Here is a 24,353-nt window from a genome sequence, read left to right on the forward strand (position 1 = left end):
TTAATTAGTGGAGAGCCGGATACAGGGAGACTTGTAAGTCCGGTTCGGAGGCGAGTACTCGGAAACCTACCATAGAAATATGACAAGGCGCTGGGTGCTTAGCCTACACGTACACGACTGAGGAAAGCGAAAAAATGGAACTGTTCGCTCTTGCCGAGAAGCTGGACGGCAACCTTGAACTGGCTATCAAGCGGCTTGCAGAAAGCAAAAGAAATCCCCAATCATCAACAACTTAAAAATTAGGAACATGAAATGGATTGACAATCTGATATACACGCTATTGTCCGCCTGCCTGCTGGCGGGCTGCGAGGACAGCGGAAGCAAGGAGCTGGAAAGGATGCAGGGCTATTGGGTACACGTCAGGGGACACCCGGCTTTCACACTCTCGGAAACGGGCGGCAGATACACCGTCACCCGGAAAGCGAATGTCAGGGGCAGAATACTGGAAACGGCTTACCCGGTAACAGAACGGAACGGCTGCCTGTTCATCGAAACGGGCTTCCGCATACAGTTCACCTATGACAAAAAGACCGACCGGATAACGCTCATGCCCGGCGGCGAATACAAACGAGTTACAAACCCTGAAAACAAAAGATAATGAAAAGAACAATTCTCCTTATGGCGGTGTGCCTTTGCTTCATCGGCAAGGCATCCGCACAGTGGGTGGTGTCAGACCCCGGCAACTTGGCGCAGGGCATCATCAACACCACCAAGCAGATAGTGCAGACTTCCACCACTGCCAAGAACACGCTGGACGGCTTCATGGAAGCGCAGAAGATTTTCCAGCAGGGTAAAAAATATTACGATGCGCTCAAAGCGGTACACGATGTTGTCAAGGGCGGCATCAAGGTGAAGAAGTCCATTGAGTTGGTGGCGGAAATATCCGAAATCTACGTGCGAAACTATCAGAACATGCTGGCAGACCCGAACTACACGCCGGATGAACTCACCGCCATTTCAGCCGGGTACGCAAAGCTGCTCTCCGAAAGTGCGGACGTGTTGCAGGACTTGAAGAATGTAGTGAACGTGACGGGCATGTCGCTGACGGATGCCGAAAGACTGGCGGTAATCAACAACGCCTATAAAAGCCTGCTCAACTACCGCAACCTCGTGAACTACTACACCCGAAAGAACATATCCGTGTCCTACCTGCGGGCGAAGAAGAAGAACGACACCGACCGGGTGCTGGCTCTCTACGGCTCGGCGGATGAACGCTACTGGTAACATATAAATCGGTATGCCTATGTTATTAGCAGCGGTGGATTTTGACAACCTGCACCAAGTGTTGCGGGTGCTGTACGATGAAATGATGCCCTTGTGCAGCAACATGACGGGGGTAGCCAAAGGGATAGCCGGGCTGGGAGCTTTGTTCTATGTAGCCGCCAAAGTGTGGCAGTCGCTCGCACGTGCCGAACCCATAGACGTGTACCCGCTCCTGCGTCCCTTTGCGCTGGGGCTGTGCATCATGTTTTTTCCAACTTTCGTACTGGGGACTATCAACACGGTATTGTCGCCAGTGGTGAAAGGGTGCAACCAGCTTATGGAAACGCAGACTTTCGACATGAACGAGTACCGGGCGCAGAAAGACCGACTGGAATATGAAGCCCTGATGCGAAGCCCCGAAACGGCTTACCTCGCATCGGACGAGGAATTTGACCGACAACTGGAAGAACTGGGCTGGTCGCCCTCCGACATGGTGACCATGACGGGCATGTACATGGACAGGACGGCTTATAATATAAAGAAGTCCGTCCGGGACTGGTTCAGGGAGTTATTGGAAATGCTCTTTCAGGCGGCGGGGCTGATTATAGACACGCTGCGCACGTTCTTCCTAATCGTGTTAAGCATACTGGGTCCGCTGGCGTTTGCGATTTCCGTCTATGACGGTTTCCAAAGCACGCTGACCCGGTGGATTTCACGCTATATCTCCATTTACCTGTGGCTGCCCGTGTCGGACTTGTTCAGCAGCGTGCTGGCACGCATACAAACCCTGATGCTCCAAAAAGACATCGAGCAGCTTTCAGACCCGGATTTCATCCCGGACGGGAGCAGCACCGTGTATATAATCTTTATGATTATCGGCATCGTGGGCTACTTCACCATTCCAACGGTGGCAAGCTGGATAGTGTCGGCTGGCGGTACGTCTGCCTATAACCGCAACGTGGCACGGGCTGGGTCAATCGCCGGGGCTGCGGTCGGTGCGGCAAGCGGGAAAGTAACCGGGAAACTACTCAAATAACCAACATCAATATTTAGTATATGGAATTTAAGTCATTAACGAACATCGAAACGAGTTTCCGGCAAATCCGGCTCTTTGCGCTGGTATTCATCTGCCTGTGCGCACTGGTGACGGGCTTTGCCGTGTGGAACTCGTACAGCTTCGCCGAGAAGCAGCGGCAGAAGATATACGTCCTCGACAACGGCAAAAGCCTGATGCTGGCACTCTCGCAGGACATGGCACAGAACAGACCCGTGGAAGCGAAGTCGCACGTGCGGCGTTTCCACGAACTTTTCTTCACCTTATCACCCGAAAAGGGGGCTATCGAAAGCAACATCAAACGCTCGTTGTTTCTCGCCGACAAGACCGCTTTCAACTATTACAAGGACTTGGCGGAAAAGGGCTACTACAACCGGGTGATTTCCGGAAACGTCACGCAGACGGTGGAGATTGACAGCGTGAAGTGCGACTTCGACCAGTACCCCTACAAGGTGAACACGTATGCCCGCCAGTTGATTGTCCGGGAAAGCAGCCTGACGGTGCGAAGCCTTGTCACCTCGTGCCGGTTGCTTAACGCAACACGGAGCGACAACAACCCGCACGGCTTCATCATCGAAGCGTTCACCATTACCGAGAACAAGGATTTGCAGACCATTAAAAGATAGCCTTATGGAAAGAAAACGAAATTACATCGAAAAGGTGCAGGACTGGGCAGACGACCGCCTGCGCCGAATGTGCGGACGGATTACGCCGGGCAAAAGGCTGGCGGTTATCCTCCTGATGTTCTTCTTTTTCGGCGGCTTGTCTATCTACATCACCGTTTCATCAATCTACAATATCGGGAAACGGGACGGGCAAAGGCTGCAAATAGAACACATCAGACAACTGCCGTTGCACGGCAATGACACAACCAAAAGTATCAACCCGTTAAACAGACCGCAATATGGAAGACGTACAGAAGAATGAGAACGGCACGACCGCACAGCAGGCGGACGGGAAGCCGAAAAAGGAAAATAAGCCCAAACGGGAACTTACCCCGCAGCAGGTGCAGCAGCGCAGGAAAATGATAGTCTTCCCGCTGATGTTCCTTGCCTTTGCAGGGTGCATGTACCTGATATTCGCACCCTCCGGCAAAGAGGACGTGAATGTGGAAAGCGTGGGCGGCTTCAATGCCGACATACCCCTGCCCGCAGAGGACGGGATTATAGCCGACAAGCAAAAGGCTTACGAGCAGGCGGTGACAAGCCGCAAACAGCAGGACAAGATACAATCCTTGCAGGACTTCGGTTTCACGCTGGATGATGATACGGAAGAACCACAAGAGGAAATCAACCTGCTGCCGGAAGAAGATCCGAAGCCACAAAGGGGCGGCGGTGCTTCTTCAAGGGCGGCTTACCGGGACATCAACCGCCAGTTAAGCACGTTCTACGAAACGCCCCCTGTGGACGAGGAAAAAGAGGAATTGAAACGGCAGGTGGCGGAACTGACCGACCGACTGAAACAGCAGCAGAACGCCACGCCTACGGCTGACGACCAAATGGCACTCTTGGAAAAGTCCTACGAGCTGGCGGCAAAGTATATGAACGGGCAGGACGGACAAAGGGGACAGATTGCCCAAATACCGACAGCCGGGCAGAACGGCGGCGGTATCGGCACTCCGGCTATTCCGGTGCAGGCTATCCGGGAAACGACCGTTTCGGGATTGCAGCAGCCCATGAGCGATGCCGACTTCATCCGGGCTTACAGCCAGCCACGAAACTACGGCTTCAACACGGCGGTAGGCACGGGGTACGCTATGGGAAAGAACACGGTAGCCGCCTGCATACACCAAGACCAAACGCTGGTGGACGGGCAGGCGGTGAAACTCCGGTTGCTCGAACCCATGCAGGCGGGAAATATCGTTGTGCCGAAGAATACCCTTGTGGCGGGAACGGCAAAGGTGCAGGGCGAACGGCTCGACATACTGGTGTCCTCGATTGAGTACGCTGGCAACATCATCCCGGTGGAACTCGCCGTGTTCGACACGGACGGGCAAAAGGGGCTTTCCGTCCCGTCCTCTATGGAGCAGGAAGCGTTCAACGAAGCTATGGCGAATATCGGAAGCGGGCTGGGTACAAGCATTTCCTTTGCCCAAAGTGCCGGGCAGCAGGTGGCTATGGACGTGACAAGGGGATTGCTGCAAGGAACGTCCGGCTACCTCGCCAAGAAGTTCCGAACCGTGAAAGTGAAGCTGAAAGCAGGCTATAAAGTCATGCTGTATGCCAAACAACAATAACCATTTTATCAACCGTTAAAATTTCAATTAGCAATGAAACAGATTTTTGGATTGTTCGCCCTCTTGCTGGGCGTGTGTGCGGCAAACGCACAAACCGCTGACACCGTGAAGTATGCGGCTGGCAACGACTTGTACCGGGGGATTACCCGGAAACTCCCGTACCGCCAAATGGTTACGCCCTACGGCGTGGAAGTGACCTTTGCCAAGACGGTGCATATCATCTTCCCCGCCGCCGTCCGCTATGTCGATTTGGGAAGCAACCACATCATAGCGGGCAAGGCGGACGGTGCGGAGAACGTAATCAGGGTGAAAGCCACGACAGAGGGCTTTCCGGGAGAAACGAACTTCTCCGTTATCTGCGAGGACGGCAGTTTCTTTTCGTTCAACGCCAAGTACGCCCGTGAACCGGAAATGCTCAACATCGAAATGAAGGACTTCTTGGAGAATGAAGATACGTCCGACTTCTCACATACCCGGATGAACATCCATTTCCGGGAACTGGCGGGTGAAAGCCCGCTATTAGTGAAGCTGATAATGCAGAGCATCTACAAGAACAATGACCGGAAAGTGCGCCACTTGGGTAGCAAGCGTTTCGGCATACAGTTCTTAATCAAGGGGATTTACACCTATAACGGGATGCTCTACGTGCACACGCAGACAAAGAACAGTTCCAACGTGCCTTTCGACACGGACTTCATCAGGTTTAAGATAACCGATAAGAAAGTGCCCAAACGCACGGCTATTCAGGAAACGGTACTGGATGCGGTACGCAGCTACAACGAGGTGATAGAGATTGCCGGGAAATCGACCGTGCGCACGGTGTACGCCCTGCCGAAGTTTACCATTCCTGACGACAAGCTGCTGGTCGTGGAACTCTACGAGAAGAACGGCGGGCGGCATCAGACCATACGGGTGGAAAACGCCGACATCGTGAACGCAGAAGTGATTGACGAACTAAAAATCAAATAGGGAATGAAAAGACACATCTTTATAATGATGCTCTTTGCGCTGTGCCTGACCTCGTTTCAGGCACACGCACAAAGATACCTGCCGGGCATGAAAGGCTTGCAGGTCACGGCGGGCATGACGGACGGGGTGCATTGGAACGCTGGCAGTGATTTCGCCTACCACATCGGGGCGGCGTACAGCGTTTACACCAAGAACGCCAACCGCTGGGTGATTGGCGGCGAATACCTGCACAAGAAGTATGACTACAAGGATATGCAGATACCCGTAGAACAGTTCACCGCAGAGGGCGGCTATTACCTGAAATTCCTATCGGACAGACGAAAGACCTTTTTCCTTTCATTGGGCTTGTCGGCTCTCGCCGGGTACGAAACAAGCAACCGAAGCGAAAAGCTGCTGCCGGACGGCTCTACCTTGCTGGATAAGGACTGCTTCATTTACGGCGGTGCGCTGACGCTGGAACTGGAAACCTACCTGACCGACCGGGTGGCTCTGCTGTTGAACGCAAGGGAACGGGCGTTGTTCGGCTCGGACATAGGCAAGTTCCACACGCAGGTATCTTTGGGACTGAAATTCATTATCAACTGACCGCTATATAATAATGTATATGAAGAATGTAATGTATAAAATCATCATGGGCTGCTACATCGTGGCCGCCCTCGTGCTTGTCACCGCCTGTAATGACAACTTGGATATTCAGCAGGCGTACCCGTTCAGCATCGAAACACTGCCAGTACCCAAAAGGCTGAAAGTCGGGGAAACCGCCGAAATACGCTGCCGACTGGTGCGTGGCGGCTATTACCAGCCGACTACCTATCAGATACGGTATTTCCAGCCGGACGGCAAAGGAAAGCTGGAAATGGATAACGGCACGGTGTTCCTGCCCAACGACCTTTACCCGCTGGAGAAAGAAACGTTCAGGCTCTACTACACCTCGGCATCGACCGACCAGCAGACGATTGACATTTATATCATCGACAGCTTCGGGCAGATGCAGCAACTTACACTATCATTCAATAATGACAACAGCGAAGAAGGAACGGAAACAATAACCCCCTAATAACAAAACGACATGGTAAAAATAGAATTGGATATAGAAGGCATCTCGTGGTACATAGAAACCACGTTGGAAACAGATACAGTTCCGGCAGTAGGTGACATCATCATTGTGGACAAGGACTGTATTTCCGAACGTGACAGTGCTGAATTATGGAAAACGCCGTCCAATCAGGTTTTCAAATGGGCGGACGAAGAAGATGATGCGCCCGTAATGGTATGGTTCGATTGCGAAACGGAAATGCTTGTCAATAAACGGACATGGAAATATGACATCGAGGAAGAAGAAACCGTGTGCATACTTGGTGTAAAATTTATTCACTATGAGGATTTATAGTTGCGACATCCGTTTTTATCATCCTCTTGGGAAACCGGGTATGGAATGATACGCAAAGCGTAAATATCGGGCAGACAGCCCGCCGGGAAGCATCGGCGGGCTGTTTCCATGATAGGGAAAACGAAAGGCTTCTTTGTTACTTTCTTCACCCGCTGGCAGGCTCACGGAAGAAAGTAACGGCGGCAAGCAGCCGCCGTCCTCTATCAACTGGTTTTAAGGCTCTTTATGGACGTGTATTTCTCTAACCACACCTTTACCTGCTCCATGTTATATTCGCCCGTGATGGTTGCCGTATGGTCGTCTATGGCTACAAACCGGACACTTTCATAGCTGTTTACCCAGCCTTGCAGGGAACAGACGCCCCACGTGTCTACATCTTCAAAAACACTGCGGTCTATCCGGCTGATTGGCTCGCCGAAAACTACCGTCATTATCTGAAAGTCCGGTTTGTCCTCCAACAGTTGCAAATGGTGCAGCGTGCCGAACTCGTCAATTTTGCGCCCCCACGCCCACACATCATTATACAAATCATCGCCCCACTGGTGCGGGTGGTCGAAACGGACTTTTACCTCTATGGTGTGTTCGTTTTCTTCTGTGTCCTCGATAACGCCCGTTACCATTAAGCCCGTAAAAATACACTCGCAACGCCTGCCGATAAGCTCCTTGTTTACTTCTGTCGTTTTCATGTCCCTGAAATTTACTTGTTTATTACTCCGTTCTTCTTCGCTACCCATTCGTCACGCCTGCGGCGGCACTCGTCCAGCGTTTTGGCTACCGTGCTGAAAAGTTCGCCGTCCGTGTGGCGGTAGTCATATTGATAATAAATTTGTCCCCTGAAAGCCCCTAAACGGCATTTCACGAACTTTTCTTCTCCCGGTGTCTGGGTGATGCTTACCCCGTTTTTGTTAAGTGACTGCATGATGTCTTATTTTTTATGGTTATAAACTTGGTTGTTTTAAGCGGGCAGGGCTTTGACACCCCGCCCGGATTGGTTGTTATGCCGCACGGAACACAAAGCCGTCATCAAACCAGTAATCGCACATGAACAGGTCACGGGCAAACTGTTTGTAATCGAAATAGGTCTTTGCGAACTCCGGCAGGTCGTAACATTCCTCTACAATTTCATAGGCGAAATCTTCTTCATCGTCATATTCCCCTTGATATTCATCCCGGAAATCACGTACAAGGTCGTCCGCATCTTCCTCGCCCAAATCATGGCTTTTATAGTTGCACCACACGAAAAAGGCTTCCTGCTCGGTGTCGCTCAAATCCTCCACCGCATCACGCAGGGCGAAGAAGTTTTCAGAAATCCAGCTTTCGTCGATTAAGCCCTCCGGCACGTTCTCCCAGTCCTGAAACATGTATTCCGCATCTTCCTCGTCCTTGTGAAGTTCCCGGCAGGCTTCATAAAATTCTTCCTTGTCCGAATAGTCCGAAAGGTCGAGCCATGCGCCGGACAATGAACCGTTGTTGTACTTGGCATAAGTGCCTACATAAACTTTTGCTTCCGATAATACCTTTGCTTCCATATTGCTGCAATTTTTTAAGTTTTTAATTTTATGCGGATTTGAGAGGTGAGGGAGTTGAAGTTTCACTGAACTTTTTTCCTGTTTCCCGTAAATCCGACTTTTTTTTTATGCGTCTTCCGGTCGGGTCGGTCGTTTTCGTTTCACATAGGCGTAAAAGGGTAGTGTTTAGAGTTTGCAAGGTTTTGGGCAAAAAATACCTCGCAAGGCAGGGAAGATTTTTTCGCCAAACCGAAACGGCTCGACCTTGCAAAATCGTGAAGAACACGTAACTACCTTTGCCTATTGAAATGATTAAAACGACTGTCCCGGCTGGGGGACTGCGTAAGAGGAAGATTTACAGATAGGGAAACAGGGGAAAAGTGCCTGTTCTCTTTCATCTTTTAGGGAACACTCCATGCGGGCGGGAAAGGCAAGGGTGTTGTGAGCTTGCTTGCAATACGCTTGTGCGGGTTTCCAACGGCTCTTTTCACGGAATACAGTCAGCCATGCCACGCACGGCTGGCGTTTCGGGGAATGTGCCAGTTGGAAAAGGATATAAAAAATGCGGGTAGTCGGTGGACTGCCCGCAAGGTGGAAGAATGTACTTCATTGGGATATAGTTTGTTAGGCGGAATTTCGTTACCGAAATCGTTACCTATTCGTTTTTGTCACGGTTATAGGTAACGAAACCTACCGGACGGCGTTCTTTCTGTTGTTTCGACTGGCTCAAAAGCTGGGTAAGGGCTTGGTACAGTTCGTTGAACTGCGCATCGGTGCTTACCTCCAGTTCCTCGATGCGCCTTGACAGTTCCTCGTAACCGATTGCCATTTGGCGCATGAGGACGAAAGCCCGCATGATTGAAATGTTTACTTCTATGGCTACCTTGGAGCGGAGAACCGAAGAAAGCATGGCTACGCCCTGCTCGGTGAAAGCCATAGGCATAGCAACGCCGAAGTTGTAATCAGGGGGTATCACATTTTGTGATACCCCTATGGATAACAGCAAGTTAGCTTCCTCTTGGGTGAGTACAAACATAAAATCACCCGGAAAACGCTCGATATTGCGCTTGACCGCCTGCTTCAAGGCTCGTGTTTCCACTTGGTAGAGTTCTGCCAAATGATAATCGAGCATCACCCGGCAACCTCTGACCTCAAAAATCTTGTTTTGGATAATCTGCAAATCCATAATCGTATATTTTAGGAGATTTAGCAATGTTGGAATAATAGCAAGGACTGGTCACAATTTGTGACCAGTTCCCAATAATCAAGATTACATGGCGACTTCCTTGTAAATTTTCTCGATGCCGACAAACTTCTTGTCAAGCCCCTGCATATCGCTGCCTATCTTGCTGTTGGTGATGCGGGCGTAGATTTGTGTCGTTTCTATGTTTGTGTGTCCCAGCATCTTGGACACCGTTTCAATGGGTACGCCCTTTGACAGCGTGGTGGTCGTGGCGAACGTGTGCCGGGCAAGGTGGAATGTCAGGTTCTTTTTAATACCGCATATATCGGCAATCTCTTTCAGGTAGGCGTTTAGCTTCTGATTGCTGATTACGGGAAGTATCTTCCCGTCCGGCAACTTGCCCTTGTACTTCTTCAAAATCATCTTGGGAATATCCAGCAGGGGAACATTCACGTCCGTATTCGTCTTTTGCCGCTTGGTGATTATCCAAAGGTTGCCGTCAAAGGACTTTTGGATATTCTCCTGCCGCAAGTTGGCGACATCGCTGTAAGCCAAACCGCAGAAACAGGAAAAGACGAACAAGTCCCTGACGTGTTCCAGCCGCTCGGAAACCATTTTCTTTTTAAGGATGAGTTTTATCTCGTCCTCTGTCAGATAACCCCTGTCCACTTTTTCCAGCCGGATTTTATAGCTGGCGAACGGGTCGCCCACCAGTATGCCGTTGTTACGGGCAATGATGATGATACGCTTGAAGAACTGCATGAACTTGGCGGTGGTGTTGTAGCCGCACTTACAGGCGGTACGCAAATACAACTCAAAATCGGTAATGAACATCGGGCTTATCTCCTTTATGGATATGTCCGATACATTGTACTTGCTTTGGATAAATTCAGCGAGGTGGCGGCGGGTCACTTCATACTTGCGGTAGGTCGCTATCGTCTTGGATATGCCCACAAGCTGCTTCACATCGTCATTGTGCTTTTGGAACAATGAAAGGATTGTTTCGTGGCTCTCACTGTGTCCCAAGAACTCGTTTTTCACTTTCTCGGCGGTCACGTAGTTGTCACGCCGCTGCATTTCGTGGTAAATGGTATTCAGGGAAGAACGTATGTCGTCCAAAAGGGCGTTTATCCTCCCGGCATCCCTGCCTTTGGCTTTGCCCGCAGCAATGCTCCAGTTGTCGGGCTGGATGCTCTGTTTCGTACTGAACTGGCAAAGTTTGCCGTCTATGGTGATGCGTGCCATAATCATAACCTCGCCGTTTTTCTTTTCAGAACCTTTCTTCAAATAAAAAAGAACCTTGAATGTCGATTTCATAACTCAAAATTTTTAGTTGCAAAATTAGTTTTTACCTCTCGTTTTCGAGTTATGCAGACTATGGACTAATATAGTCATTATCAGGTCATTTATGGACAAATCGTTACCGTTTTTGTCCGGCAGGGAATAGGTAACGATTTAGTAACGAAACTTTGTCTTTTACCGTACTTTTGAAGTCTTGGAAGCAGGACTTTCGGGCAATAAAAAAAGCCACAAATCATTGATTTGTAGCTTTTTGTCCGTTTGCTGACCATTTCTGTCCAGCACGTTCAGCGGAGAGAGAGGGATTCGAACCCTCGGTACCCGTACGGGTACAACGGTTTTCGAGACCGTCCCGATCGACCACTCCGGCATCTTTCCTTAATAGCGTTCGTTTTACGTTTTGCAAAAGTATATAAAAGTACAGTACGGTATGGTTTTAAATTGTAAAAAAAACTAAATTATAAAGAGAAAAAAATTAGATGTCTGTATACTGCCTGATATGAGAGGCTTATACTATTTTCTCCATTCGGAATAAGGATAGTGGGTGAGATGCGCATTATAATATCTTATGTCTCCTGTGACTTCTTTTCCTATGAAGTCGGGCTTGTCGAAAGGTTGATCTTCTGTTTCCAGTTCTATTTCGGCCAGTATCAGTCCTTCATTCTCACCCAAAAATTCATCTATTTCCCATTTTAGGCCGTTATACACGTATTCATAGCGGTATTTTTCGATGAGAGGTTTATCACAAAGTTTTTCCAGCATTTCATCCGCGTCTTTTACCGGGATAGGGTATTCATATTCTATCCGGCTGCAATGGTTGGTCGCTCCTTTAATGGTTATAAAGGCGTGTTCTCCGGCAATACGTATACGTACCGTTTTTGTTTTTTCTGCTGTAATGTAGCCTTGCTTATAATATGTTTTTTTCTGGTAATTTTTCCGGTAACCATCCGAGACCGTAAGAAATTTGCGTTCGATTTCTATTCCCATTTTTAAGTATTTTTTTGTATAACGCTAAATTAAAACATATATTTGGTATATATCCCTAAACGGAATAAAAGGAGTGATTAAACATTGTTAAAACGATTAACGCCTTTAAAACGGAACATCAAAGAAGCTATTTTTTTTGTACATTTGCAGCTCATAACTAGAGAGTTGTTTTTCTACGTGCAAAACAGGATTATCGTTTTGGTAAACAGTAACTTCGCATATTAATTATGATTAAAAATATATATATTATCTCTTTATTTTTCGTATTGGGACTAATATTGCCTGTGAAGGTTTCAGCCCAGCAACAAACTACTATCAGGGGTGTTGTAAGAGATTCTGTTACACAGGAACCCATTCCTTACGTCTCTATGTTCCTGAAAGGTTCACAGATGGGTGTTATGGCCGATGAAAACGGAAAATTCGATTTGACAGTCAAAGTCAATTTTCTGAATGCTGTTTTTTCTTCTCTGGGATATAAGGATAAGAATGTTTTTGTGAAAAAAGGTTCGGATAATGAATTGATTGTTGATATGGTTCCTTCGGATTACCGGATTAAAGAAGTGGTTATCAGACCTAAGAAAGAAAAGTATTCCAAGAAAAATAATCCGGCTGTGGCTTTTGTAAATAAGCTTATCGACCGGAAAAAACAGTTTGATCCTAAAAATCACGATTATTACAGTTACGAGAAATATGAAAAAATGACTTTTGCCCTGAATGATTTCTCAGAAGAGCAAAAGAAAAAATGGTTGTTCAAGAAGTTCCAGTTTATTTTTGATTATGTAGATACTTCCGAGGTGTCGGGAAAACCTATTCTTACCGTATCTATTAAGGAGCGTATTGTCGATGATTATTACCGGAAGCATCCCGAAACGGAGAAGTCTGTTGTTACAGGTGTGAAAAGGGCTGGTATTGACGAAATATTCAGTCAGGAAAGCATACAGCAATTCTGTAATGATGTATTTCGGGAAGTCGATATCTTCGGTAACGACGTGACGCTGCTGTCTAACCGTTTTGTCAGTCCGTTATCCAATATAGGTACGGCTTTCTATAAATATTATTTATTAGATACTATACCTGTGAACGGGGAGCTTTGTGTGGATTTGGGATTTGTACCGTTCAATTCCGAATCGTTCGGATTTACCGGGCATATATATGTTCCGGTTGCCGACACAACAGATTATTTTATCAAAAAGGTGAAATTGAATGTTCCGAAAGATATTAATCTGAACTATGTGGAGAATATGACTATAGAGCAGGATTTTATCCGTGACAGGAATGGTTCCCGTCTTAAGACTAAAGACGATATGATTGTAGAATTTAAGATAATGCCTGCTACACAGGGATTGTATGTTCGTCGTTTGACTACCTATAAAGGATTTGACTTTAATGCTCCGGAAGATCTCACTGTGTTTAATTTTGACGGGAGGGAGCGTACTACCGATGATGCGTTAGTAAAACCCGAGGCTTTTTGGGTGGATAATCGTCATGTACCTGTAAAACAAAAAGAGAATTCGGTGAATCGTTTATTGTCCAGGTTACGTGAGGTTCCTGCTTTCTATTATACCGAGAAAGTTTTGGGGATATTGATATCCGGATATATCGAAACCGGAAAAGACAGCAAGTTCGACTTTGGGCCTATGAATACGACGATCAGTGCTAATGAAGCTGAAGGTGCTCGATTCAGGGTTGGGGGACTTACCACGGCCAATTTCAATCCTCACTTATTTATGAGAGGATATGCGGCGTATGGAACAAAAGACGGAAAATTCAAATATTCGGGCGAAGTGGAATATTCGTTCAATAAGAAGAAGTATCATTCCAGAGAATTTCCTATACATTCTATTAAATTGTCTCATACGTATGATATAAACCAACTGGGTCAGCATTATTTATATACCAATAAAGATAATGTATTCCTCTCATTGAAAAGAAAGGCCGATAACAAGATTACATATCAGCGAAAAACTCAATTAGCATACTTAAGTGAATTTAACGGGGGTTTTTCTTATGGAATTAATCTTTCGCATGAGATCGAACAGGCAACCAAATGGGTAAAATTCGAGACCGGTAACGGGACGTATCATAAAGATTTCCAGCAGGCATTTGCAGAGGTTACATTGCGTTATGCACCGAATGAAAAATTTTATCAGACAAAGAGCAACCGTTTTCCTATCAATATAGACGCACCCATTTTCACGCTTTCTCATAAGTTCGGGTTCAAGGGTGTTTTAGGTAGTGATTATAACTTGAATCATACGGAGTTCGGAGTGCAAAAGAGGTTTTGGTTTTCTGCATTCGGGTATTTCGACGCTATCTTGAAAGCAGGGAAAGAGTGGAATAAGGTTCCATATCCGTTATTGATAATCCCTAATGCCAACTTATCATATACAATACAACCCGAATCGTATCCCTTGATGAACGCTATGGAGTTCATTAACGACCAGTATGTTTCCTGGGATTTGACTTATAATGCGAATGGAGCATTATTCAACCGTATTCCCCTTATTAAATATATGAAGTTGCGGGAGGTAGTTTCTTTTCGTGGTTTATATGGCAGTCTTAGCAAGAAAAATAATCCGATGAATGATGATTCGTTATTTCGTTTTCCTAACGGAAGCAATGTTATGGACGATATGCCTTATATGGAAGTTGGAGTAGGATTGGACAATATCTTTACAATCTTACGTCTCGATTATGTTTGGAGATTGACTTACCGCGATACTCCTGGAGTGAGCAAAAGCGGTCTGCGACTGGCTTTACATTTTACATTCTGATCATTATTGCAGGATGGAAATAAAATATTTATTCCATTCTTCCCGGTTACCGTTGAATGTATTGATATCTACATCTGACTGTATCTCGGGAATTCGGCCTATATGAGAATGTTGCCAGAATAACCAGGACGGGACCGGAGGTTTCCGGGAAAAAGTGCATATCCAGACCGGGTTTTCGGGAAAGTTCCCTTCGATAAATCTTTCGTATGAATTTTTATTACAATAAATAATGACTTTCTGAGAAAGTTCGGTCTCTACTTCCCGGATAAATTTTTTTATTTCCAGTGTTTCTTTATAGTCGCTTTCTGGCCGTGTGTTACCCCATTCTTCAACATCTATTACAGGCGGTAGCTGATACTCAGCCAACAGTGTATTCAGAAAATTGTGTGCTTGTATTTCTCCCGAACGATTGAAACGAAAGAAATGATATTCCCCATAGGGTATTTTTGCTGCCAGTGCGTTTCGGGCGTGCTTCTGGTATGAAGGATCTTTGTAATCACCTCCTTCCGATACCTTGATATATACAAAGTCTATACCTGCTTTCTTTATTAATTTCCAATCGGTTATATGTGTATGGTTGGATATGTCTATTCCTGTTACCGGATAAATATCTTTATCAATATTTATTCCTTTAGGCTTGAATCTTTGATACAGATATATACCGGTACCTATTACTAGGATAAGAATAATTATGAGTGATATCCAGGTATGATTACCTTTCATTCGGTTTTTTATTCAATCGATGAACCTTTTCGTTATATTTTCATATTCGTCTATACGCCTGTCCCTAAGGAACGGCCACCAGCGGCGAACATTTTCCGAACGTGAAAGATCGATTTCAGCTATCAGGTTACATTCTTCGTTATCGGTTGCGCAGGCTATGAATTCTCCTTGTGGACCGCATACAAAACTGTTACCCCAGAAATGTATTCCGTTGGTCTGTCCGGAAGGGTCCGGTTCTATACCTGTCCGATTGACCGATATGACCGGTAGACCGTTAGCTACGGCATGCCCGCGCTGTGATATGATCCATGCGTTTTTTTGCCTTTCCTGTTCTTCCCGCGTATCGCTGCTTTCCCAGCCGATAGCGGTAGGGTAGATAAGCATCTCCGCTCCTTTTAGTGCCATAAGTCTGGCCGCTTCAGGATACCATTGGTCCCAGCATACCAACACGCCTAATTTGCCCAGTGATGTTTGTATGGGTTCGAAACCCAGATCTCCCGGAGTGAAATAAAATTTTTCGTAATAGGCCGGATCGTCAGGTATATGCATCTTTCTGTATTTACCGGCAATACTTCCGTCGGTATCAAATACTACAGCCGTATTATGATAGAGTCCGGGAGCTCGTTTTTCGAATAATGAAGTGACCAGCACGACCTTGTTATCGCCGGCTATTTTGCTGTAAAAGTCCGTCGACGGGCCAGGTATGGTTTCAGCCAGATCGAAAAGATCTGTGTTTTCTGTCTGACAAAAATACAGACTGTTATGAAGCTCCTGGAGTACTATAAGTCGTGCGCCGTGTTCAGCACAATACTCAATATTCTTTTTTAATTTGAGTTTATTATTTTCAATATTTTCTTCATTGGACTGTTGTACAAGTCCCACAAGTATAGTTTTGTTCATTGTAATCATTTTTTAATACGTGCTGTGGATATTGCATAGTTACGCAATGTAAGGAACCGTGTTGCTTGATAAGGGCCGTACAGGGTATGCCTGTTATATCATATCCCGGAAACGCTGTTTCCAGTATTTTACCTGCGGCCCTGTCATTGTCCGGTTGTCCGTAAGTAGGGTATAATACCGCGCCGTTCAGGACGAGAAAGTTGGCGTATGTAGCCGGTAAACGTTCGTTATCTTCACATATGGCCTTAGGCATAGGGAGGGGGAGTAGCCGATATGGTTTGTCTTCAAGAGTCCGGAAATTTTTCAGCTGTTTTTCCATAGCTAACAGCGCGTCATAATGCTCGTCTTTTATATCGGTACAACGTACATATAGGATGGTATTGCCGGGCGCCAGCCGGGCCAAGGTATCTATATGGCTGTCCGTATCGTCGCCTGCCAGATAACCGTAATCCAACCACAAGATTTGTTTTAATCCGAATGCTTTCATCAGATATTCTTCTATTTGTTTTCTGTTCCATTCGCCGTTCCTATTAGGGGATAATAGACATTCGCTCGTAGTGAGCAAGGTTCCTTCTCCGTCCGATTCGATAGAACCTCCTTCCAGAATAAAATTAAGACGGTTCTCATACCGGGCGTTGAACAGACTGCTTTCATGTGCCCGGGATGTGATCAGATTGTCGAAATGAGCCGGAAATTTTAATCCCCATCCGTTAAAGGCAAAATCGTAGATATAAGCTTCTCCGTTTTTTAATACCGTGATGGCACCATGATCCCGGGCCCAGGTATCGTTCGTGAGGCAACAAAAAAATGTAATCCGCGATACATCCATTTTATCAATCAATAGTTGCTTTACTTTCTCGGGATAAGGAGTAACGATCAACAAAGGTTCGTAGCGTACGATTTCCCGGGCTATATTAATAAAGCAGTCCTCTACTTCATCCAGCATGTAAGCCCAGTCGGTGTGTTCGTGAGGCCATGTAAGTTGTACGCCCGACTGCGGATGCCATTCTGCCGGTAATATGATATGTTCTTGGGTCATTAATGTTTTTCTTTAGGTTTACGGTCGAAAAACGGATTTTTTGCAGATACACTTAGGGGTAACGCTATAATTTGTTTGCAGTTTTCCAGGAATCCCAATCTGCCTGCAGCAAATCCGGCTGAAAACATGACTCGCGTGTCAATGCGTAAATCCGTTGCTGCGGCACAGGCTGATCCGATCGCTATTCCTATATCTATGGAGTTGATTGCACATGGAACAGAAACTGGTTTTTCTGCACAGGTTGCGTATCCGCAATAGGCACAATTCAAGCCTTGTGTTTGCTGGTGTGTTCCTATGAGTACGATCGCTTCGGACTGTAAAATGTTTTCAGCATCCCGTAAAAAAAATTTCATGCCGGTTTCTTCTGATGTTTTTATCAATTCTTCCGATAAAAGCTTGATTTCTTTTTCGGTAACGGTTATGATTTCCAGTATATCCACTCCTTTTCCTTTGGGAGCGGTACGCGCTGCGGTCATTATTTGTTTAGCAGCTTCTATGACATAGTTATGTCTAGTTTCTCTTTCGTTCAAGAACATCTTTAATCGTATGGGTTTAATGCATACAAAGATAATAAAATCTTCTTATGTTGTCTTATATGGCTATCCAGAGGTTCATAAATATAATTAATATGTCGTCCGAAAGCCGGAAGGTTTTGTTGTTGTTGTATAACCATAAAAAAATGAGGTATGATACAACATTTGTCAACAAAAAAATTTATACATGATATAGCTGATTACCGACATGGAGGTGATTGGTTGTATCGGGGCATACGTCCGGCCGTAATACTTTTTTATGACTCTACGGTGACTGACGGTGAGGCTTTGGGTTTCGAATATGCGCCGTTAGCCGAAAAATTTAATCAGGTAGATTTTTATTTAATGAGGATTGATGACGACCCCAGGATTGCACAGGTATATAATATTCGTAAATTTCCGGCGGTTATGTTCATACCTTTGGAGAATCCTCCTGAAATTATATATGGGGTTCTTACCGTTGAGGAGATGAAGGATGATGTAGAGAATCTGGTTGAAGGGAAAAGAGTATAACGGTTGACTAAAAAAGGGTGTAAAACCAAGTTTTACACCCTTTTTTGAGAGAAATATATAGTGATTTAGAGTTAGTTTCCACTATTGTTTTTCAATGGTTTTACCGGAAAACCGGAGAATAACGTCTGTACTGCCTGATTTATCTCCGATACGTTTCTTAATGCTCCCTGACCGCTGTCAAGAATCGTCGATACCGACGCGGAATATAAAAATATTTTTTCTTTTATATTGACGAAATCCATCGATAATACACCTTCTTTATAGATACCGGTAATAAGTTTCGCATTGGAATAATAACTTTGCCAGTATAGGGAACGAGGATAAATGTAATATGGGTAATATCCGTTATATGGATAAAAACCGGGAGGGAGTGCAGGTTCTGTATCTATTTTTGTCTGAACTGTAAGACCTATATTAATAAGCAAATCCGATTCCGGAGATTCTTTATAACCGCGTATCAGCATTTGTCCGCGGATGGCGTAGGCTATATTGTAGTAGTCGATAATTGTCATCATTGGAGGTAACTTCCCTTCGTCCGGTTTAACGATACGGAATGTTTTATAAGCTGCTAGGTCGGCATTATTATATACCTCGCTGTTGATTAGCGTGTAAGGACTACAACTAGTCAATATAAGCAGGCAGAGTGAATAGAAAATCTTTTTCATATACATACACTGTTTTTAAAGTTTGATAATTTTTTGTGCCTTTGTAATTATGTATCTAAAACAATATTATAATCTCTTTTGTTTGGTATAATGAAAATTAAAAAACAGTGTCTGACGTAGTAGTTTTTAGATAATGAATTGTTTATTAAAAATAATTTTAGAACACTAACTTATTCTACAAAGAAATTGTTATATTTGAGAACGTTATAAATACGTTATTGTCATATTATTTAATTAAAGTTGAGTATGAGTGATAATATTACGGAATTGATTGAAAGTATAATAAGACAAAATCGCTCTTTGGATTTGGCAGAGGCTTCATTCAGGCATTTGTTGGAAGAAGATAAAGATTTACGTGAAGAATATAAAGAGTGGTGCGATATCAAAGGATATACCGAACGGAAGGGATTCAGCGATTATTTTCAGGAATATGTCGAACGTGAGGACTCCATTTGGGATTCTCTGAATATAGAAGATGAGTATTAAGTTTTGCCTTATCTGTTTTTTTTCTTTTGATTTGCCGGAGATGCATTTCGGGTCATTTCGAATGCGCGTTTATAAAAAATAAATAGAGGCATTGTTGCACCTACGGCCAGTACGAACAGTACGGTCAGTGTAGTAAGTCCGTTTTTGAATATTCCCAACAGATATTTTATAGTCATGCCATCGTCTGTGCTTTGCAGGAACTGGATGAGAGACAGAATGGTGCGGTAAGCGTACATACCCGGTATCATGGGTAATAGGGCGGGTATATATAATACGGTCGCCGGACAATGTATATGTTTACCCATGAAAATGCTGAGGAGTCCGATGCAAAATGACGAGATGAAAGATGCGGTGGTCAGGTCGATAGAAAAATGCATTAATGTAAAACGTATGCTGTGTCCTATGGCGGCGAGCAATGCTGCATAAAGTATCGCTCTGCGGGGCGGATTACTGATTACTGAGAAACCGATAGCCGCGATAGCTGCAAAAAAAACGTCGAAGAGGATGGATTCTAAGAATTCCATGTTTATCATAATATGTTCCTCCCTAATATCGTTAGAGTTATAGAAAGGCCTATTGCGATAGAAACTATAAGCAAGAACGCGTTGATCAACCGGGATGTGCCTACCAGTACATGGCCTTCGATAATATCAATAATACCGTTGATAAGCGGAACTCCGGGTATGAGGTACAATACACTGGTTCCGATAGCTATTTCGGGAGTATTCCCCCAATTAAACAGAAGGGTAAATGAGGCGGTGGTTGAAGCGACAAAAGAAGAAACAATAAATACGAAATAATGGTTTATTCCTTTTTTCATCATAACCTGCCTTACCCGGAAACCAATCAGTGTGGCGATGAATACGCATATCATGGCCTGTATATCTCCCGTAAATAAGCGGCAAAACGACATGTTGGCAAAAGCCACCAGTATGAGAACGATCCATTGGTTCATTCGTGGCCGGCTTGTAATGGAGTGATAGCGTTTCCAGAGTTCTTCTATGGATAAATGATTATCGTAAGCGTCCCAGCTTAATGCGCTCAATTCCGAATTAAACTCGAAATTAATTGCTCCGTGACTTATTTTATTTACTGTACTATATACATGCGAGTTATTTTTGTCGCGCAATGTCATAATGACCGTTTTTTGGAATAAAGTCATGTGCGCATCGAAGTTGAATGATTCTGCAATACGTGATGTATTACGGGCAATGCGTGACGTATGTACCCCCGCTGCCATCAGACAAGTAGCATATTCACCTAAAAATTTAGATAAGGCCTTTAACTCGGAATGAGTATCCATCTATAAAGTATATTCTAAAATTAACAATTCTTTTTTACCTGGCTTTTTTCTAAGCTTGTGATCAGACCTGCAGATAGAGATCCCGGTCGGCTGATTATGGTGCAAAGATAGCCAAAATCGAAAAAGCTTTATAATAAAAATAGTTTTTTATCTGATGAATAAATGTGCCCGGATATTACATTAGTAAGCCGTGGGAAGAAGATATGAAAGCACTGGATCCGAAAGACCGGATAAGCGTGTACGAGAAATATATAACCCGTTAATCAATCATGCGGTCGATGTGCAACCGTGCGTAGTCGCTGAAGCAACCATCATTTTTCTCAGTGGTAGTATACTCGATAATTGGCTTGACAGTCCACTTGGCGCACTCCAATTGGTTAATTATCTGCGTGTAGTGGAGAGTTCATCTGGTACAATACTTATTCACATAGGGATCGGTGATGTCGCCGTTTTTGTCGCACATTTTCCCCGTCACAACCTTTTTTGTCTTGATATAACCAGGCTTCGTGTTATGCGTTACCCGGATATATATTTGGTAGAATCCGTCCTTACGCGGTTTTCGCATACATCCTTTAAGTGCTGCCATACAGAACTAAATTTTTATTGTTTATATAATATTTTTTTCCTTTTCTGTAGCTCTGTTGTTTTACGTGTATAACATCTATTTTTTTACTGCCTAACATTTGTACAACATTTGTGTTTGTTATGCCCGATTTTTGTGCAGAATAGACGTGCCTTCTTAAAATAGTTTAGGCGATAATCCTCTGTAATAGAGGACTTATCGCCTAAGTAATTATTATAAGTTGTTTATGCTTATTCCTCAACTGCAGCTTGTGCCGCCGCTACACGTGCAATGGGCACACGATAAGGACTGCATGAAACATAGTTCATTCCAAGAGACGCACAGAATTTAACCGAAGAAGGTTCGCCTCCATGCTCTCCGCAGATACCCACTTTAAGTTCCGGTTTGGTAGAACGCCCTTTTTCAACGCCCATGCGTACCAGCTGGCCTACACCTTGCTGATCGAGAACTTCGAACGGATCGGTTTTGAGGATACCTTTTTCTTTGTATATTTTTAAGAATTTTCCGGCATCGTCACGAGAATATCCGAATGTCATTTGTGTAAGGTCGTTTGTTCCGAATGAGAAGAAATCCGCAACTTCTGCAATTTGGTCGGCCGTTACAGCGGCCCGGGGTACTTCTATCATAGTACCTATTTTGTAGGCAATACTGTCTCCTCTTTCTGCGAATACTTCAGCGGCTGTTTTATTGATAATCTCAGCCTGCATCTTCAATTCTTCTACGACACCTACCAATGGAACCATGATTTCGGGATAAACATTGATGCCTTTTGCTTTCATATTCAAAGCTGCTTCAATGATAGCACGTGCCTGCATTTCGGTTATTTCAGGATAAGTACAACCTAAGCGGCAACCACGGTGACCCAGCATGGGGTTAAATTCTTCCAGAGCGTCGCATGCCAGTTTTACTTCTTCGATTGTCATTCCCATCTCTTCAGCCAGTTCTTTTTGAGTAGCTAACTGATGAGGTACGAATTCATGCAAAGGAGGATCGAGCAAACGAATTGTGACACCGAAACCGTCCATGGCTTCAAAAATGCCTTCGAAGTCTCCGCGTTGCATCGGTAACAATTTGGCAAGAGCCTGACGACGTCCGTCTTCATCTTTTGAAAGGATCATTTCACGCATAGCTTTGATACGGTCACCTTCGAAGAACATATGTTCTGTACGGCAAAGTCCGATACCTTTAGCACCGAATTTGCGGGCAACAGTAGCATCACGGGGAGTATCGGCATTGGTACGTACGTCTACTTTGGTGAATTTTTCAGACAGGTTCATAATGGCCGCAAAATCTCCGCTCATGTCGGCATCTACCGTCGGCACTTGTCCATCATATACGTCGCCCGTAGAACCGTTCAATGAAATCCAGTCTCCTTCTTTATATAAAGTTCCGCCCATTTCAACGGTGCGGTCTTTATAATTTACTTTAATTTCTCCGGCACCGGAAACACAACATTTACCCATCCCACGGGCAACAACGGCAGCGTGAGAGGTCATACCTCCGCGAGCTGTAAGGATACCTTGTGCAACGCTCATACCTCTCAGGTCTTCGGGAGAAGTTTCGATACGCACCATGATTACTTTCTTGCGTTTTTCTGCCCATTCTTCTGCGTCATCGGCAAAGAAAACAATTTGTCCTGTGGCGGCTCCCGGAGAAGCAGGTAAACCTTTGGCAACGACTTTAGCTCTTTTTAATGCAGTTTTATCAAATACCGGGTGAAGCAGTTCGTCCAGTTTCTGAGGCTCCATTCTTTTTAAGGCTGTTTTCTCGTCAATAATACCTTCGCGCAGCATATCCATGGCGATTTTTACCATAGCGGCACCGGTGCGTTTTCCATTACGGGTTTGCAGTAACCATAATTTACCATCCTGGATAGTAAATTCAAGGTCTTGCATATCTTTAAAATAATCTTCCAGTTTTTGCTGGGTTTCGATAAGGTCTTTTGCACATACCGGCATGGCCTCTTCCAGTGAAGGATATTTAGAAGCACGTTGTTCTTCACTGATACCTTGTAATGCAGCCCACCGGCGTGAACCTTCGATTGTGATTTGCTGGGGAGTACGAATACCGGCTACAACGTCTTCGCCTTGTGCGTTAATAAGATATTCTCCGTTGAAGATATCTTCTCCCGTAGCGGCGTCTCTGGTAAATGCTACTCCGGTAGCTGATGTTTCGCCCATATTTCCGAATACCATTGCCTGTACGTTCACAGCAGTTCCCCATTCTTCGGGTATCTGGTTCATGCGGCGGTAAAGTATGGCACGCTCGTTCATCCAGCTGTCAAATACAGCACAAACGGCACCCCAGAGTTGTTCCCAGGGGGATTCGGGGAAATCTTTTCCTGTACGTTCTTTTACTGCAGCCTTGAATAGAGAAACCAGTTTCTTTAAGTCTTCTACTTCAAGCTCCGTATCGAGTTTTACACCTTTTTCTTCTTTTACTTTCTCCATTACTTCCTCGAACGGATCGATATCTTCTTTGCTGTGAGGTTTCATTCCTAAAACCACATCACCGTACATTTGTACGAAACGGCGGTAAGAGTCCCATGCGAAACGCGGGTTACCTGATTTTTTAGCTATACCTTCTACAGCGGCATCGGTAAGTCCCAGGTTAAGTACCGTATCCATCATACCGGGCATAGAAACACGTGCGCCGGAACGAACCGATACCAACAGCGGATTACTTGCATCACCGAATTTGGTACCCATAAGGTTCTCGATATGTTGAATAGCTTTTTTTACATCTTCTTCCAGTAATTTTACTACGGCGTCTTTTCCTTCTTTATTATATTCGGTACAAACTTCCGTTGTGATAGTAAACCCTGGAGGAACGGGAACTCCAATCAAGTTCATTTCAGCCAGATTGGCTCCTTTACCTCCTAGAAGGTTCTTCATGTCAGCACGGCCTTCAGCCTGGCCATTGCCAAATGTATAAACTCTTTTCATATAAATAATTAATTAGTGATATTTTATTTGTTCGAAAGGGTGATACATTAATCTATTATT

Annotated in this window: 29 protein-coding genes and 1 tRNA gene; 14 read left to right on the forward strand and 16 right to left on the reverse strand. The window is 45.0% G+C overall.

What is annotated here, in order from left to right; translation table 11 throughout:
- The first annotated feature begins 247 nt into the window (after positions 1-247).
- From OCV73_RS13080 to OCV73_RS13125, 10 genes are read left to right on the forward strand one after another with little or no spacing between them, the layout of a single operon-like run.
- Complete coding sequence (locus OCV73_RS13080; protein ID WP_004326111.1) at positions 248-598, forward strand: DUF3876 domain-containing protein; 351 nt, start codon at positions 248-250, stop codon at positions 596-598.
- The gene (locus tag OCV73_RS13085; protein ID WP_008648479.1) at positions 598-1,224 is read left to right on the forward strand and encodes a DUF4141 domain-containing protein; all 627 of its coding nucleotides are present in this window, start codon (positions 598-600) and stop codon (positions 1,222-1,224) included. The genes OCV73_RS13080 and OCV73_RS13085 overlap by 1 nt, the downstream gene beginning before the upstream one ends.
- Positions 1,225-1,243: 19 nt before the next feature.
- A complete protein-coding gene (traJ, locus tag OCV73_RS13090; protein ID WP_007845741.1) occupies positions 1,244-2,239 on the forward strand; it encodes a conjugative transposon protein TraJ in 996 nt (331 codons plus the stop codon).
- A 20-nt stretch (positions 2,240-2,259) separates the two neighbouring features.
- Positions 2,260-2,883 (forward strand): conjugative transposon protein TraK, encoded by a 624-nt coding sequence (gene traK, locus OCV73_RS13095; protein ID WP_004308760.1) that lies wholly within the window; start codon positions 2,260-2,262, stop codon positions 2,881-2,883.
- 4 nt (positions 2,884-2,887) lie between these two features.
- Positions 2,888-3,184, forward strand: a complete 297-nt coding sequence (locus OCV73_RS13100; protein ID WP_055295787.1) for a TraL conjugative transposon family protein — start codon at positions 2,888-2,890, stop codon at positions 3,182-3,184.
- Positions 3,162-4,493 (forward strand): conjugative transposon protein TraM, encoded by a 1,332-nt coding sequence (gene traM / locus OCV73_RS13105; protein WP_055295785.1) that lies wholly within the window; start codon positions 3,162-3,164, stop codon positions 4,491-4,493. The genes OCV73_RS13100 and traM overlap by 23 nt, the downstream gene beginning before the upstream one ends.
- Positions 4,494-4,526: 33 nt before the next feature.
- Positions 4,527-5,462 carry a conjugative transposon protein TraN gene (gene traN, locus OCV73_RS13110; RefSeq protein WP_007845745.1) on the forward strand — a complete coding sequence of 312 codons (936 nt, stop codon included), beginning with the start codon at positions 4,527-4,529 and terminating at the stop codon, positions 5,460-5,462.
- 3 nt (positions 5,463-5,465) lie between these two features.
- Positions 5,466-6,047, forward strand: coding sequence for a conjugal transfer protein TraO (locus tag OCV73_RS13115; protein WP_007845747.1), 582 nt, complete (start codon positions 5,466-5,468; stop codon positions 6,045-6,047).
- 13 nt (positions 6,048-6,060) lie between these two features.
- Positions 6,061-6,519, forward strand: a complete 459-nt coding sequence (locus OCV73_RS13120) for a DUF3872 domain-containing protein (RefSeq protein WP_004329653.1) — start codon at positions 6,061-6,063, stop codon at positions 6,517-6,519.
- Positions 6,520-6,531: 12 nt separating this feature from the next.
- Positions 6,532-6,852, forward strand: coding sequence for a hypothetical protein (locus tag OCV73_RS13125; protein WP_004308767.1), 321 nt, complete (start codon positions 6,532-6,534; stop codon positions 6,850-6,852).
- A gap of 203 nt (positions 6,853-7,055) precedes the next feature.
- Here the strand turns inward: OCV73_RS13125 and OCV73_RS13130 are convergent, their stop codons facing one another.
- The 3 genes from OCV73_RS13130 to OCV73_RS13140 form a co-directional block, all read right to left on the reverse strand.
- A complete protein-coding gene (locus tag OCV73_RS13130; protein ID WP_070782463.1) occupies positions 7,056-7,538 on the reverse strand; it encodes a DUF7258 domain-containing protein in 483 nt (160 codons plus the stop codon).
- Positions 7,539-7,549: 11 nt separating this feature from the next.
- Positions 7,550-7,771 (reverse strand): DUF3873 domain-containing protein, encoded by a 222-nt coding sequence (locus tag OCV73_RS13135; RefSeq protein WP_005924228.1) that lies wholly within the window; start codon positions 7,769-7,771, stop codon positions 7,550-7,552.
- A 76-nt stretch (positions 7,772-7,847) separates the two neighbouring features.
- Positions 7,848-8,381 (reverse strand): antirestriction protein ArdA, encoded by a 534-nt coding sequence (locus tag OCV73_RS13140; RefSeq protein WP_004329650.1) that lies wholly within the window; start codon positions 8,379-8,381, stop codon positions 7,848-7,850.
- A gap of 420 nt (positions 8,382-8,801) precedes the next feature.
- On the opposite strand from OCV73_RS13140, the gene OCV73_RS13145 reads away from it, so the two are divergent.
- Positions 8,802-9,044 carry a hypothetical protein gene (locus OCV73_RS13145; protein ID WP_167551271.1) on the forward strand — a complete coding sequence of 81 codons (243 nt, stop codon included), beginning with the start codon at positions 8,802-8,804 and terminating at the stop codon, positions 9,042-9,044.
- On the opposite strand, the gene OCV73_RS13150 is transcribed toward OCV73_RS13145, so the two are convergent.
- From OCV73_RS13150 to OCV73_RS13165, 4 genes are all read right to left on the reverse strand, one after another.
- Positions 9,016-9,546, reverse strand: a complete 531-nt coding sequence (locus OCV73_RS13150) for an ORF6N domain-containing protein (protein ID WP_005924231.1) — start codon at positions 9,544-9,546, stop codon at positions 9,016-9,018. The two genes, OCV73_RS13145 and OCV73_RS13150, sit on opposite strands and share 29 nt — an antisense overlap.
- A gap of 84 nt (positions 9,547-9,630) precedes the next feature.
- Entirely contained in the window at positions 9,631-10,860 is a 1,230-nt protein-coding gene (locus OCV73_RS13155) for a site-specific integrase (protein ID WP_007845754.1), read from the reverse strand.
- A gap of 273 nt (positions 10,861-11,133) precedes the next feature.
- A tRNA-Ser gene (locus tag OCV73_RS13160) sits at positions 11,134-11,220 on the reverse strand.
- A gap of 135 nt (positions 11,221-11,355) precedes the next feature.
- Positions 11,356-11,829 (reverse strand): CYTH domain-containing protein, encoded by a 474-nt coding sequence (locus OCV73_RS13165; RefSeq protein ID WP_147552895.1) that lies wholly within the window; start codon positions 11,827-11,829, stop codon positions 11,356-11,358.
- Positions 11,830-12,056: 227 nt separating this feature from the next.
- On the opposite strand from OCV73_RS13165, the gene OCV73_RS13170 reads away from it, so the two are divergent.
- On the forward strand, positions 12,057-14,603 hold the full coding sequence (locus OCV73_RS13170) for a DUF5686 family protein (RefSeq protein WP_147552897.1): 2,547 nt from the start codon (positions 12,057-12,059) through the stop codon (positions 14,601-14,603).
- A 3-nt stretch (positions 14,604-14,606) separates the two neighbouring features.
- On the opposite strand, the gene OCV73_RS13175 is transcribed toward OCV73_RS13170, so the two are convergent.
- Genes OCV73_RS13175 through OCV73_RS13190 form a run of 4 tightly spaced genes read right to left on the reverse strand, consistent with a single transcriptional unit; the run spans position 14,607 to position 17,801 of the window.
- Complete coding sequence (locus OCV73_RS13175; RefSeq protein WP_147552899.1) at positions 14,607-15,326, reverse strand: glycoside hydrolase family 25 protein; 720 nt, start codon at positions 15,324-15,326, stop codon at positions 14,607-14,609.
- Positions 15,327-15,338: 12 nt separating this feature from the next.
- A complete protein-coding gene (locus tag OCV73_RS13180) occupies positions 15,339-16,226 on the reverse strand; it encodes a carbon-nitrogen hydrolase (RefSeq protein WP_147552900.1) in 888 nt (295 codons plus the stop codon).
- Complete coding sequence (locus OCV73_RS13185) at positions 16,183-17,265, reverse strand: agmatine deiminase family protein (RefSeq protein ID WP_147552902.1); 1,083 nt, start codon at positions 17,263-17,265, stop codon at positions 16,183-16,185. Before OCV73_RS13185 ends, OCV73_RS13180 begins: the two co-directional genes overlap by 44 nt.
- Positions 17,265-17,801 carry a ferredoxin domain-containing protein gene (locus OCV73_RS13190; protein ID WP_147552904.1) on the reverse strand — a complete coding sequence of 179 codons (537 nt, stop codon included), beginning with the start codon at positions 17,799-17,801 and terminating at the stop codon, positions 17,265-17,267. The genes OCV73_RS13185 and OCV73_RS13190 overlap by 1 nt, the downstream gene beginning before the upstream one ends.
- A gap of 150 nt (positions 17,802-17,951) precedes the next feature.
- On the opposite strand from OCV73_RS13190, the gene OCV73_RS13195 reads away from it, so the two are divergent.
- Positions 17,952-18,311 (forward strand): thioredoxin domain-containing protein, encoded by a 360-nt coding sequence (locus tag OCV73_RS13195; protein WP_147552905.1) that lies wholly within the window; start codon positions 17,952-17,954, stop codon positions 18,309-18,311.
- Positions 18,312-18,382: 71 nt separating this feature from the next.
- On the opposite strand, the gene OCV73_RS13200 is transcribed toward OCV73_RS13195, so the two are convergent.
- On the reverse strand, positions 18,383-18,976 hold the full coding sequence (locus OCV73_RS13200) for a DUF4136 domain-containing protein (protein ID WP_167551272.1): 594 nt from the start codon (positions 18,974-18,976) through the stop codon (positions 18,383-18,385).
- Positions 18,977-19,222: 246 nt separating this feature from the next.
- On the opposite strand from OCV73_RS13200, the gene OCV73_RS13205 reads away from it, so the two are divergent.
- Positions 19,223-19,462, forward strand: a complete 240-nt coding sequence (locus OCV73_RS13205) for a hypothetical protein (protein ID WP_147552908.1) — start codon at positions 19,223-19,225, stop codon at positions 19,460-19,462.
- Positions 19,463-19,470: 8 nt separating this feature from the next.
- Here OCV73_RS13205 and OCV73_RS13210 read toward each other — a convergent pair whose 3' ends face one another.
- The 4 genes from OCV73_RS13210 to ppdK all read right to left on the reverse strand — a co-directional run bounded on the left by OCV73_RS13210 (position 19,471) and on the right by ppdK (position 24,299).
- The gene (locus tag OCV73_RS13210; protein ID WP_147552910.1) at positions 19,471-19,995 is read right to left on the reverse strand and encodes a threonine/serine exporter family protein; all 525 of its coding nucleotides are present in this window, start codon (positions 19,993-19,995) and stop codon (positions 19,471-19,473) included.
- The gene (locus tag OCV73_RS13215; RefSeq protein WP_147552912.1) at positions 19,992-20,765 is read right to left on the reverse strand and encodes a threonine/serine exporter family protein; all 774 of its coding nucleotides are present in this window, start codon (positions 20,763-20,765) and stop codon (positions 19,992-19,994) included. Before OCV73_RS13215 ends, OCV73_RS13210 begins: the two co-directional genes overlap by 4 nt.
- A 403-nt stretch (positions 20,766-21,168) precedes the next feature.
- Positions 21,169-21,351, reverse strand: coding sequence for a hypothetical protein (locus tag OCV73_RS13220; RefSeq protein WP_147552913.1), 183 nt, complete (start codon positions 21,349-21,351; stop codon positions 21,169-21,171).
- A 227-nt stretch (positions 21,352-21,578) separates the two neighbouring features.
- Positions 21,579-24,299: a pyruvate, phosphate dikinase gene (ppdK, locus tag OCV73_RS13225; protein ID WP_147552915.1), complete on the reverse strand. Its 2,721-nt coding sequence runs from the start codon at positions 24,297-24,299 to the stop codon at positions 21,579-21,581.
- Between the last annotated feature and the right edge of the window lie 54 nt (positions 24,300-24,353).

It is taken from the genome of Barnesiella propionica, assembly GCF_025567045.1.
Classification (GTDB): domain Bacteria; phylum Bacteroidota; class Bacteroidia; order Bacteroidales; family Barnesiellaceae; genus Barnesiella_B; species Barnesiella_B propionica.

Coding starts and splice junctions, on each gene's coding strand:
- OCV73_RS13080 (WP_004326111.1), top strand. CDS start 248: ATGAAATGGATTGACAATCTGATATACACGCTATTGTCCGCCTGCCTG.
- OCV73_RS13085 (WP_008648479.1), top strand. CDS start 598: ATGAAAAGAACAATTCTCCTTATGGCGGTGTGCCTTTGCTTCATCGGC.
- traJ (WP_007845741.1), top strand. CDS start 1,244: ATGTTATTAGCAGCGGTGGATTTTGACAACCTGCACCAAGTGTTGCGG.
- traK (WP_004308760.1), top strand. CDS start 2,260: ATGGAATTTAAGTCATTAACGAACATCGAAACGAGTTTCCGGCAAATC.
- OCV73_RS13100 (WP_055295787.1), top strand. CDS start 2,888: ATGGAAAGAAAACGAAATTACATCGAAAAGGTGCAGGACTGGGCAGAC.
- traM (WP_055295785.1), top strand. CDS start 3,162: ATGGAAGACGTACAGAAGAATGAGAACGGCACGACCGCACAGCAGGCG.
- traN (WP_007845745.1), top strand. CDS start 4,527: ATGAAACAGATTTTTGGATTGTTCGCCCTCTTGCTGGGCGTGTGTGCG.
- OCV73_RS13115 (WP_007845747.1), top strand. CDS start 5,466: ATGAAAAGACACATCTTTATAATGATGCTCTTTGCGCTGTGCCTGACC.
- OCV73_RS13120 (WP_004329653.1), top strand. CDS start 6,061: ATGTATATGAAGAATGTAATGTATAAAATCATCATGGGCTGCTACATC.
- OCV73_RS13125 (WP_004308767.1), top strand. CDS start 6,532: ATGGTAAAAATAGAATTGGATATAGAAGGCATCTCGTGGTACATAGAA.
- OCV73_RS13130 (WP_070782463.1), bottom strand. CDS start 7,538: ATGAAAACGACAGAAGTAAACAAGGAGCTTATCGGCAGGCGTTGCGAG.
- OCV73_RS13135 (WP_005924228.1), bottom strand. CDS start 7,771: ATGCAGTCACTTAACAAAAACGGGGTAAGCATCACCCAGACACCGGGA.
- OCV73_RS13140 (WP_004329650.1), bottom strand. CDS start 8,381: ATGGAAGCAAAGGTATTATCGGAAGCAAAAGTTTATGTAGGCACTTAT.
- OCV73_RS13150 (WP_005924231.1), bottom strand. CDS start 9,546: ATGGATTTGCAGATTATCCAAAACAAGATTTTTGAGGTCAGAGGTTGC.
- OCV73_RS13155 (WP_007845754.1), bottom strand. CDS start 10,860: ATGAAATCGACATTCAAGGTTCTTTTTTATTTGAAGAAAGGTTCTGAA.
- OCV73_RS13165 (WP_147552895.1), bottom strand. CDS start 11,829: ATGGGAATAGAAATCGAACGCAAATTTCTTACGGTCTCGGATGGTTAC.
- OCV73_RS13170 (WP_147552897.1), top strand. CDS start 12,057: ATGATTAAAAATATATATATTATCTCTTTATTTTTCGTATTGGGACTA.
- OCV73_RS13175 (WP_147552899.1), bottom strand. CDS start 15,326: ATGAAAGGTAATCATACCTGGATATCACTCATAATTATTCTTATCCTA.
- OCV73_RS13180 (WP_147552900.1), bottom strand. CDS start 16,226: ATGAACAAAACTATACTTGTGGGACTTGTACAACAGTCCAATGAAGAA.
- OCV73_RS13185 (WP_147552902.1), bottom strand. CDS start 17,265: ATGACCCAAGAACATATCATATTACCGGCAGAATGGCATCCGCAGTCG.
- OCV73_RS13190 (WP_147552904.1), bottom strand. CDS start 17,801: ATGTTCTTGAACGAAAGAGAAACTAGACATAACTATGTCATAGAAGCT.
- OCV73_RS13195 (WP_147552905.1), top strand. CDS start 17,952: ATGATACAACATTTGTCAACAAAAAAATTTATACATGATATAGCTGAT.
- OCV73_RS13200 (WP_167551272.1), bottom strand. CDS start 18,976: ATGAAAAAGATTTTCTATTCACTCTGCCTGCTTATATTGACTAGTTGT.
- OCV73_RS13205 (WP_147552908.1), top strand. CDS start 19,223: ATGAGTGATAATATTACGGAATTGATTGAAAGTATAATAAGACAAAAT.
- OCV73_RS13210 (WP_147552910.1), bottom strand. CDS start 19,995: ATGATAAACATGGAATTCTTAGAATCCATCCTCTTCGACGTTTTTTTT.
- OCV73_RS13215 (WP_147552912.1), bottom strand. CDS start 20,765: ATGGATACTCATTCCGAGTTAAAGGCCTTATCTAAATTTTTAGGTGAA.
- OCV73_RS13220 (WP_147552913.1), bottom strand. CDS start 21,351: ATGGCAGCACTTAAAGGATGTATGCGAAAACCGCGTAAGGACGGATTC.